Source organism: Lactovum odontotermitis (assembly GCF_054658595.1).
In genome coordinates this window covers 22,440-30,979 of sequence record NZ_BAAGGQ010000020.1, presented here as the reverse complement: position 1 = coordinate 30,979, position 8,540 = coordinate 22,440, and the positions used below count along the sequence as shown (strand labels likewise).

14 protein-coding genes are annotated in these 8,540 nt (G+C 42.4%); 10 read left to right on the top strand and 4 right to left on the bottom strand.

The genetic code is table 11. From position 1 onward, the window contains the following. Positions 1-142 precede the first annotated feature (142 nt). From ACYQ2E_RS09865 to ACYQ2E_RS09850, 4 genes are all read right to left on the bottom strand, one after another. Complete coding sequence (locus ACYQ2E_RS09865) at positions 143-1,210, bottom strand: tyrosine-type recombinase/integrase (protein WP_460017902.1); 1,068 nt, start codon at positions 1,208-1,210, stop codon at positions 143-145. Positions 1,211-1,377: 167 nt separating this feature from the next. After that, the gene (locus ACYQ2E_RS09860; protein WP_460017901.1) at positions 1,378-2,115 is read right to left on the bottom strand and encodes a hypothetical protein; all 738 of its coding nucleotides are present in this window, start codon (positions 2,113-2,115) and stop codon (positions 1,378-1,380) included. A 30-nt stretch (positions 2,116-2,145) separates the two neighbouring features. Further along, positions 2,146-2,586, bottom strand: a complete 441-nt coding sequence (locus ACYQ2E_RS09855; RefSeq protein ID WP_460017900.1) for an ImmA/IrrE family metallo-endopeptidase — start codon at positions 2,584-2,586, stop codon at positions 2,146-2,148. A gap of 3 nt (positions 2,587-2,589) precedes the next feature. Further along, positions 2,590-2,919: a helix-turn-helix domain-containing protein gene (locus ACYQ2E_RS09850; RefSeq protein ID WP_460017899.1), complete on the bottom strand. Its 330-nt coding sequence runs from the start codon at positions 2,917-2,919 to the stop codon at positions 2,590-2,592. Between the two features lie 320 nt (positions 2,920-3,239). Between ACYQ2E_RS09850 and ACYQ2E_RS09845 the strand changes: the two genes are divergently transcribed. From ACYQ2E_RS09845 to ACYQ2E_RS09800, 10 genes are all read left to right on the top strand, one after another. Next, entirely contained in the window at positions 3,240-3,470 is a 231-nt protein-coding gene (locus tag ACYQ2E_RS09845) for a hypothetical protein (protein WP_460017898.1), read from the top strand. 9 nt (positions 3,471-3,479) lie between these two features. After that, positions 3,480-3,713: a hypothetical protein gene (locus ACYQ2E_RS09840; RefSeq protein WP_460017897.1), complete on the top strand. Its 234-nt coding sequence runs from the start codon at positions 3,480-3,482 to the stop codon at positions 3,711-3,713. After that, complete coding sequence (locus ACYQ2E_RS09835; RefSeq protein ID WP_460017896.1) at positions 3,710-3,883, top strand: hypothetical protein; 174 nt, start codon at positions 3,710-3,712, stop codon at positions 3,881-3,883. Before ACYQ2E_RS09840 ends, ACYQ2E_RS09835 begins: the two co-directional genes overlap by 4 nt. Continuing rightward, on the top strand, positions 3,867-4,094 hold the full coding sequence (locus tag ACYQ2E_RS09830) for a hypothetical protein (protein ID WP_460017895.1): 228 nt from the start codon (positions 3,867-3,869) through the stop codon (positions 4,092-4,094). The genes ACYQ2E_RS09835 and ACYQ2E_RS09830 overlap by 17 nt, the downstream gene beginning before the upstream one ends. Before the next feature lie 339 nt (positions 4,095-4,433). Next, entirely contained in the window at positions 4,434-4,565 is a 132-nt protein-coding gene (locus tag ACYQ2E_RS09825) for a hypothetical protein (protein ID WP_460017894.1), read from the top strand. A gap of 84 nt (positions 4,566-4,649) precedes the next feature. Further along, positions 4,650-5,534, top strand: a complete 885-nt coding sequence (locus tag ACYQ2E_RS09820) for a recombinase RecT (RefSeq protein WP_460017893.1) — start codon at positions 4,650-4,652, stop codon at positions 5,532-5,534. Further along, entirely contained in the window at positions 5,535-6,449 is a 915-nt protein-coding gene (locus ACYQ2E_RS09815) for a DUF1351 domain-containing protein (protein WP_460017892.1), read from the top strand. Positions 6,450-6,456: 7 nt separating this feature from the next. After that, entirely contained in the window at positions 6,457-7,188 is a 732-nt protein-coding gene (locus ACYQ2E_RS09810) for a phage antirepressor KilAC domain-containing protein (RefSeq protein WP_460017891.1), read from the top strand. Continuing rightward, on the top strand, positions 7,185-7,619 hold the full coding sequence (gene ssb, locus ACYQ2E_RS09805; RefSeq protein WP_460017890.1) for a single-stranded DNA-binding protein: 435 nt from the start codon (positions 7,185-7,187) through the stop codon (positions 7,617-7,619). Before ACYQ2E_RS09810 ends, ssb begins: the two co-directional genes overlap by 4 nt. A gap of 21 nt (positions 7,620-7,640) precedes the next feature. Beyond that, positions 7,641-8,537 carry a DnaD domain-containing protein gene (locus ACYQ2E_RS09800; RefSeq protein ID WP_460017889.1) on the top strand — a complete coding sequence of 299 codons (897 nt, stop codon included), beginning with the start codon at positions 7,641-7,643 and terminating at the stop codon, positions 8,535-8,537. The last annotated feature ends 3 nt before the right edge of the window (positions 8,538-8,540 follow it).

The window sequence follows — 8,540 nt, the reverse complement described above, 5'->3', positions numbered from 1 at the left end:
CCGCCCGGATCATAATCACGACTTCTCACGATTTTGTACGACCTCACAAACATTGATATAACAAGGTTTATAAATTTATAAAATCGTGGAGAATCGTATGTCTCCAAAAAATTTGTACCGGATTTGTACCGGAAAAGAAAAATCATAGCGAGTCGAAAACTTTTCTGACTGCGCTATGATTTTTTTCTTTGAGTGCATCAAGTTGATGTGCATAGACTTCCAAAGTGATAGTTAAGTCTTTATGGCCAAGTATTTTAGAGATTGAAATGAGTTCAATCTGTTTTGAAATTAAGAAGCTGGCATAAGTGTGGCGGAGCGAGTGAACATGAACTTTTCTTTCGACGATGTGCCTGAGTGTCTTATTCACTGCATTGCTTGAAATATTCGCAATCAGTCGGTTCTGATTGTTTTTAACCCAGAAGTTCTTTTTGTAGTTTTTCAGAGCTTTCACAGTATTTTCGGATAGCGGTATTTCTCGATTGGAGCTGACGTTTTTAGTTGTAGCAAAATCATGCGTGTAAATCTGGTCATATGTCTTATTGACAGATAAAACTTTGTCTTTAAAATTAATATCGCTCCAGGTCACACCGAGGGCTTCTGAGAAGCGCATTCCTGTCATTGCGACCAAATAGATGAAGAAATAGCTAGGCGTCTCAAAACGCTTCTCTGTGACTTCTATAACGTGGAGATATTCCTCTTCTTCAAGAAATTTTTCACTAATCGGCATATTTTCGACTGTAGATTTTATGATTGCGCCGTCCGTAAAGTCGTGAGTTAATACACGGTCTCTCAGTGCGACTTTTACAGCGGATTTAATCGGGACGTGCAGATTTTTTAGAGTTTCCTGTGTGTAGTGCGTTGACAGTTCATTAAAAACTTCCTGATATGAAAGATTTGTGATTTTGCCAATGGGGGTATCGCCGAAATACTTTCTGACATTGTTGAAGACGACTTTGTATTTTTGCCAGGTCCGCTCTTTGACGTGCGGCTTTTTGTATATCTCTGCCCATTGTTCAACAAAATCAGCAAGTGAAATCTCTCTCGCTTTTATTTCTGGGTGAGCAAGGTCAAGCTCGATTTGTGCGGCAGCTTGTGTGGCTTCAATTTTTGTCTTGAAACCTTTTCCGACTTTTCGATGATATTTTCCGTCGTTGCCTTTATAGCTGACACGGTATTCCCAGCCCGTTGCTAATTTTCTAAAGCTTGCCATGCTTGCACCTTTCTTTATTTTTTGTTAAAATTAAGTACATAAAAACAACTCAGTTTTTATGCTAAATCCGTTCTCGCTCGTCAAAGTTGGACGGATTTTTTATTTTATCAGCGGCTCGGATTATTGAGTGCATCTTATGCCTAACTTTTTATGCTACTTTTTTTGTGTCAGTTGCTGCCTGTTAAATCACTCTCAATAAATTGAGCGGAACCATTTCCGCCATTAGCAGGCCTTTCCTGATTCATCCAAGATGTGTAGTTATAATTTTCCGGATTCTTAACACGTGTATAAGCTACACCAGATTCTTTGTGGACATAGACCTTGCCAGGTGCTGCAATTGACCAACCGTCAGATACACGCGGTTCTGTACTAACAATGGGGGTAGGGGTTATTACAGGGACTTCAGCACCGATTTCGGCCGCTGGAGTTCCTTCAGCAACGCCAAACCAAGCTATACCCTCATCATTCCAACCTGCTTTTACTAAGGACTGTGCTTCAAACAGGCTTGTTGTGTAATTATGAGCGCCAGCGATGGCATTAGGATTATAATCACGATAAAGTTTAACTGAACCTCCTGAATACCAGCCGATTCCCTCATCATTCCATCCCGCTTTTACCAGTTCGTCTTTTTCATAGGCATTTGTGGTGTAATGGTGGTCTCCCGCATTTGGATTGTAAAGGCGGTAAACAGGGGCACCGGAATCTGGAGCAACCCACCCGATTCCTTCGTAATACCAGCCGACGTTCATCAATTTGCTTCTCTCGGCTTCCTTTGCTGTGTAAAAATGTTCTCCAGAGTTGGGGTTGTACATCCTGAACATTTGTGTGTCGGCGTTTGCGCTGACAGCAAGTGCGAGACTTGCGCCAGCAACTATTGCTCCGCCAAGCTTGTCAAACATTCCCATTTTTTCAATTCTCCTAATGTATTTTTATTTTTAATAACCAAGTTGTAGTTTTTTGCCGAATTTCTCAAATAAAATCTTTTGAGCGATTTCGTAGAAGTTTCGGCTCAGCTCATAGCTGTCAAGAAAATCGTTGACATCAATGCAGCTATCCTCGTAAATGTCGCCGTAATTGACGACATAATCTTCAGCCTGTTCTTCTACCATGAACAGGTTTGCCTTGCTTTCCATTTTGCTTGTTGTCATCGAAAATGAAAAAGTCGAGTCTTCATTTTCGAGATGTTCCAGCTCGTGGAGGGCGATGTTCCGTATCATTTTTGGACTTCGAGCGTTGTTGACAAAAGCAACTTTAATCTTGCGTTTCTCATCGTAGATTGCCCAACCCTCAATTGTTTCCGGGATGTCATATTCATCAGGATTGTAAAAGTATACATCGGCACTAATCCTTTCAGCTTTTTCACTCCAAGTTTCCATAAATTACTTACCATACTTTCCTATAAGGTAGGCGCGTAAAACGTCTTTCATTCCTTCTTTCGCGGCATCAGGCAGTTCCTTTCCGTCGAATTTAGCAGAACGGTCAATCATTTCAGTCAAATCTTCATCTTTAAACGGAAATTCTTCGCGGCCAAGAAGATAGTCTACAGTGACATGAAAGTAGTCCGCGAATTTTTCAAGGTCTGCACCGCGGGGGTTCATCTTATCCCACCTGTAAACAGTGCTTTCACCAAATCCAAGCTCAACAGCAATCTCTTTTATAGATTTTCCTCGTTTCTTTGCAAGTTCTTTAAGTCTATCAAGTACAGTCATTAAGTTTTCTCCAAAAAATTCAAAAGTGATACTTTTTTCTTGACTTAAAGTTGTAAAAGTGATACAATTCTTTTTGTAAGATAAAAAGTTAGAAAAAGTATAAATAATTGATTTGCTGGGGAGCTAATGTTTTATTTAATGCCTTTTCTTTACACAAATAGTATCACTTGTGACATTTTTTGTCAAGAGAAAAGTCTAACTTTTCATCTTACTTATTAAGTTATTTCGTACTTAAAGATACGACTAGGCGGAGAGCTGATGATGAAACGGTCTTAACTAGTGTCAGAAATGCGACTCGAATTTTGAAAGGAGAAAAAAAGATGTCGGAAATTGCAGAAAGTTTCAATGCTCAACGGTTAAAGATTTTGGATTACATGAAAGAAAAAGGATTGTCTCAAATGGACCTGTTTCGAATTGTCACCAATGCGGAGAATACTGAATTTAAGTACACAAAGCAAGATGTAAGTAACATTCTTAACGGAAAACGTAAGTATACGCCGTCTGTCAACTGGTTCATCACTATTGTCTGCAAGACTTATGGAATTAAGTGAGGAGGGGCAATGAAAGAAACAGAAAAAAAGCAATCTGAGCGGAGACCAGATAGCTATTATCCTCCACTAATGGGACGGGAGGAGGCGACAGAGTTTTTGCTCGGTAATCAGGCAGTAAATACATTTGATTCAATTGCTGCGAAGCCAGATTTCCCCAAAGTTCGTGGCATCGACAGCAAAACTCGCTATCCGCGCGACGCCATGCTGCGCTGGATGTCGGAACATTGGGAGGTGTTGGCATGACCCAGACAGTTAAAACAATCGACCCAATGGCTCACCACCGCGAATGGCTGGCAGAGTTTCACTGGGACGAGATGGTGCGCAAGGCTAAAGAGGAACGTCTGCGTAAGCACGTGGTCAACTTTGACCAGATAAAAAATAAGTTGGAGGTGAAGCATGAACAGAGACATTGAACTCAAAATAAAAGAGTTTGTAGATAAGGAATCGGCAAGTTTTTCAGATTTTGCAGACGAAATTCTTGGCGAAGTTTCTTCCACCGAAGACTTGGGCTGGGAGGTAATACTAAAGTCATTTGAAGAGGAGAAAGGGTCGCTTAAGCAGGATTTGATGGGGAAACTGGGATTTGAAATTTCGAGGAAAAATGGTGCAAAGTTTGATTATTAATATCTTTCAAAATTTCCAGTGAAGGTAATCCGTTTGTCAAATAGGAGTTGTACTGCCTATAAAATTCATTCACTTTATCAATTTTATCAAAAAGTTCTCGTGCATCTGAATGAATTCTGTAATCAAGCTTCAACGTGTCCAACAATTCAACGAAATGAGGAAGCGTCTTTGAAAGTTTATCATCTGCATATTCAATTCCTTTAAACTTCACAAGAAAAAAATAGTCATTAATGTTGTGGACTGTCAGATTATAAAGCATTTCAAGTGCCTCATCGGTAAAGTATATGTCTTTAATCATATCTCAATTATATCAAAAAGATTAAGAAGGGAGGATATTTCATGAGTAACTGGGACGCATTCACAATCGAATGGCGCGGAATCAAGTTTCACATTGAAACAAAAGCAGGCTTTGAAGCCTTCACGGAGATTGTCCGGAAAATCGGTAACAAAAAAGCTCAGTCGGCAAACTGAGCAATCACACAAAATGTGCTTAAATATACATCACACCTATATTCTAGCACATTTCACGAAAAAATGAAATGGAGAATTAATAAATTGGCAAATGCGACAAATGAAAACACGCTGTTTGCAACGGCAGCAACACCCGCTCAGTATTTCAAGGCGCCTAATATCATGGCTAATTTTGAAGAGGTACTGGGCAAGAAAGCAACCGGTTTTGTCTCTAGTCTGCTGTCAGTGATTAATAACAGCAACCTGCTTAAGAGGGCAAGTAATATTTCTATACAGACAGCAGCCATGAAGGCGGCAACGCTTGATTTACCGATTGAGCCGAGTCTTGGCTTTGCCTACATTGTTCCTTACAAAGGTGAAGCACAGTTTCAGGTGGGCTACAAGGGATTGATTCAGCTTGCGCTTAGAAGCGGGCAAATTGTTGGGTTAAATAGTGGCATGATTTATGAAAATCAGTTTATTAGTTATGACCCGATGTTTGAAGAGATTGAAGTTGATTTCACAAAAGTGCCTGAGGGTAAGGTAAAGGGCTATTTTGCAACGATGAAGCTCGCAAACGGGTTTAGGAAAGCTGTTTTCTGGTCAACGGAAGAGGTTACAGCTCATGGGAAGCGTTTCAGCAAGACTTTTACAAATGGACCGTGGAAGACTGATTTTGATGCGATGGCGCAAAAGACAGTGATGAAGTCTATGCTCTCAAAATATGCACCGCTCTCAATGGAAATGCAGGAGGCGATTGTGGCAGATAATAAAGCGGAGGCGGTGGTGCCGATTGAAGATGTAACACCTGCAGGCACGTTTGAAGAGGCTCAGGCGGCTGGTCAGGCAAAGCTTGAGAAGCTGAAGCAACAGCAGGCAGAAAATCAGGCTAAGAAGATTGCTGAAGAGGAAGTCATCAACGTTGATTCTGAAACGGGAGAAATTATTGAAGAGACTGAGCAAGTTGTGCTTGGTGCGGAGGATTTCTAAATGCAGGATATTGAGGTCAATTACACGCCTGCAATCATTGACATTGTAGGACGCGCTGAGTTTGAACAAAGTATTAATGAAATTGCCCGGAAATACAAGGGCTATGTGGTCACTGCTGAAACTGTCAAGCTTGACAAAGGAGAGCGGGCAAAGCTCAATAAGCTTGTCAAGTCAATCAGTGACCGACGGATTGGAATCAAGCGAGAATTTAATAAGCCCTTGTCAGAGTTTGAAAACTGGGTTAATAAGGCGACGAAGCCGTTAACAGACGCTGTTTCTGTCATAGACAAAGGAATCAAAGAGGTCGAGGAGAATATGCGTCAGATTCAGGCGGATGTGATTCGCTCTGAGTTGTCAATTTTGACAGATGGGACGGAAATTAATCCACGCATTTTTGAGGAAAAGATTCCTGGCTGGTGTAAGGTCGCAAATTTCACGGATACTCTGGGGATTAAAAAAGATTTGATGGATTCACTGACTTATGTGGTGGACAACGAGAAAATGCGTCTGGCACAAATCAAGTCAGACAGTGCGATTATTACAGGTCTTGCCATGGATAACGGAATGCCTGATACACCTTATCTTTCTCAGCTCAAGCAAGGGCAGGAGCTGAATTATATTCTTGAGCTTATGCGCCGGGATATTGCGGTTGAGAAAGAGAAAGCCGAGGCGAAGGCGAAGCGGGCGGAAGAACTTGCTCGGCAGGAGAAAGAATTTGCGACGCGTGAGCTTGAGAAGTCTATGGGCGTTGGGGAGCCTGTCAAGTCGGAAGAGGCGCCAGTCACTCCAAAGAAGCCGCTCAGGTATCAGCTCTGGTTTGAGTTTGCGGACGCAGCGGAAAAAGATTTGTTCAAGAGTCAGCTGTTTGAAATTGGCTACGACAGGGACGCGCAGGGTGTGTTTAAGAAGATGTGAGGTTTGAGTGAACGAAATCATAAAAATACGAGAAAATGAATCAGGACAGCAGGTTGTTAGCGCCAGAGAATTACATAGAGAGCTTGAAGTTTCAAAGCGATTTAGTGCCTGGTGGGAGCAAAATTCAAAACTTTTAGTAGAGAACGAAGATTTTACCACCGTACTTACGGGTACGGAGGTTCAAAACAATGGGGGAATCCAATTTAGAGATTTGAGGGACTATGTTCTCACTATTGACAGTGCAAAGCATTTAGCAATGCAGAGCAGAACAGAGAAAGGTCGTGAAGTCCGCAGCTATTTCATAGAGGTTGAAAAGGCCTGGAACAGTCCAGACATGGTGATGAAGCGAGCGCTACAAATTGCGGACAAGCGTATCCTTGCACTTGAGAGTAAAGTTGAAGAGATGAAGCCGAGTGTTCTGTTTACAAAGTCGGTTAAGTCCTCTGAGACTTCAATCCTGGTACGCGAAATGGCGACTCTTTTAGCACAAAATGGAGTTGATATGGGCGAGAAACGGCTGTTTAACTGGTTACGCCAGAACGGCTACTTGATAAAACGGACGATAGGCTCGGACTTCAACATGCCGACACAAAAGTCAATGCGTTTAGGAATCTTTGAGATAAAAGAGGGAACACGCTTATCAGCTGACGGAAAAGTAAAGATTACTAAAACGGCTAAGGTCACAGGAAAAGGTCAGGCCTACTTTGTCAATAAATTTCTAGGAGGCGTGGGGGCATGATTAATAATGTGACATTGGTGGGGCGTCTGACAAAAGACCCGGAACTTCGTTATACAGGCCAGAATACTGCTGTTGCAACCTTTACAATTGCTGTGAATCGCCGTTTTAAAAATGCGGCCGGCGAGCGTGAGGCGGACTTTATCAACTGTGTGATTTGGCGCCAGTCGGCTGAGAATCTGGCAAGTTGGGCAAATAAGGGGGGGTTGATTGGTGTGGTCGGTTCAATTCAGACACGCAATTATGAAAACCAGCAGGGACAGCGCGTTTACGTGACTGAGGTGCTCGCGGACAATTTCCAGATGCTGGAGAGTCGTAAGGCTCTTGAACAAGGGCAAGCGGCTCCGAAGGGAAATGTTTCTCCGAATGTTACGGCGGACCCGTTCAGTGGCGGGAATCCGATTGACATCAGCGATGATGACTTGCCGTTCTGATGAAGGAATGAATGGAGAAAAATGGCACAAAGAAGAATGATTGATAAGGTGGTTGCCAATAGTCAGCGATTTCTGAAGCTTCCGCTTGAGACACAGGCGCTGTACTTCCATCTCGTGCTGAATGCAGATGATGACGGAATTGTAGAGGCATTTCCGGTTGTCAGAATGATTGGGGCTTCTGAAGACAGTTTAGGATTATTAAACATTAAAAATTTTATCCGAAGTTTGAATGATGAGATGGTTTACTTCATTGTTGATTTCGGACTTCAAAATACTTTAAGGAAAGACCGCATAAAGGCAAGTAAATACAGGGATTTACTGGGGTGTCAGACGGGTGACGGTCAACTGTCAGACAAGCGACCGACATTTGACGGAATAGATGAGGTTAGATTAGATGAGTATAGATTAGCTGAGAGTAGTGTAGTTGAGGAGAGACAAGAGCAGGCAGCTAGTACGGACGAAAGAGCCGTTAACGCAAGCACTCTGTCATCGTCAACGTCAAGGCTCCAGCAGATTGTTGACTTTTGCGAAGGCAACGGTTTTGGGCTGATGAACTCGGTGAATCTGGCAGACCTTAGAGAGCACCTGGCACAATCAGGCTTTGATTTGCTTAAGCGGGCACTGACGCTGGCCGCAAGTGACCATAAGCCTTTGAAGTGGGCCTATGCGTGTTTGAATAACTGGAAACAGCGCAACTTGACTACGCTTGAGGATTTGGAAAAAGCAGAAGCTGAATTTCAGAGGCAGAAGCAATCCAGATACGGGAATAAGAGTAAAGTCGTCAAACCAGAGCCTGAATGGTCAAACCCAGACTATGACTATGAGACGGTTGTATTGGATGACGACACGCAAAAAGAATTTGAAAAACTTGTGGCTCGAAATGAGAGCAGAAAGAGAGAAAACACTTTGGAGCGTTAGAAA

What these genes read in the sequence shown, in the direction of transcription:
- ACYQ2E_RS09865 (WP_460017902.1), bottom strand. Translation starts at nt 1,210, where the DNA reads ATGGCAAGCTTTAGAAAATTAGCAACGGGCTGGGAATACCGTGTCAGC.
- ACYQ2E_RS09860 (WP_460017901.1), bottom strand. Translation starts at nt 2,115, where the DNA reads ATGGGAATGTTTGACAAGCTTGGCGGAGCAATAGTTGCTGGCGCAAGT.
- ACYQ2E_RS09855 (WP_460017900.1), bottom strand. Translation starts at nt 2,586, where the DNA reads ATGGAAACTTGGAGTGAAAAAGCTGAAAGGATTAGTGCCGATGTATAC.
- ACYQ2E_RS09850 (WP_460017899.1), bottom strand. Translation starts at nt 2,919, where the DNA reads ATGACTGTACTTGATAGACTTAAAGAACTTGCAAAGAAACGAGGAAAA.
- ACYQ2E_RS09845 (WP_460017898.1), top strand. Translation starts at nt 3,240, where the DNA reads ATGTCGGAAATTGCAGAAAGTTTCAATGCTCAACGGTTAAAGATTTTG.
- ACYQ2E_RS09840 (WP_460017897.1), top strand. Translation starts at nt 3,480, where the DNA reads ATGAAAGAAACAGAAAAAAAGCAATCTGAGCGGAGACCAGATAGCTAT.
- ACYQ2E_RS09835 (WP_460017896.1), top strand. Translation starts at nt 3,710, where the DNA reads ATGACCCAGACAGTTAAAACAATCGACCCAATGGCTCACCACCGCGAA.
- ACYQ2E_RS09830 (WP_460017895.1), top strand. Translation starts at nt 3,867, where the DNA reads ATGAACAGAGACATTGAACTCAAAATAAAAGAGTTTGTAGATAAGGAA.
- ACYQ2E_RS09825 (WP_460017894.1), top strand. Translation starts at nt 4,434, where the DNA reads ATGAGTAACTGGGACGCATTCACAATCGAATGGCGCGGAATCAAGTTT.
- ACYQ2E_RS09815 (WP_460017892.1), top strand. Translation starts at nt 5,535, where the DNA reads ATGCAGGATATTGAGGTCAATTACACGCCTGCAATCATTGACATTGTA.
- ssb (WP_460017890.1), top strand. Translation starts at nt 7,185, where the DNA reads ATGATTAATAATGTGACATTGGTGGGGCGTCTGACAAAAGACCCGGAA.
- ACYQ2E_RS09800 (WP_460017889.1), top strand. Translation starts at nt 7,641, where the DNA reads ATGGCACAAAGAAGAATGATTGATAAGGTGGTTGCCAATAGTCAGCGA.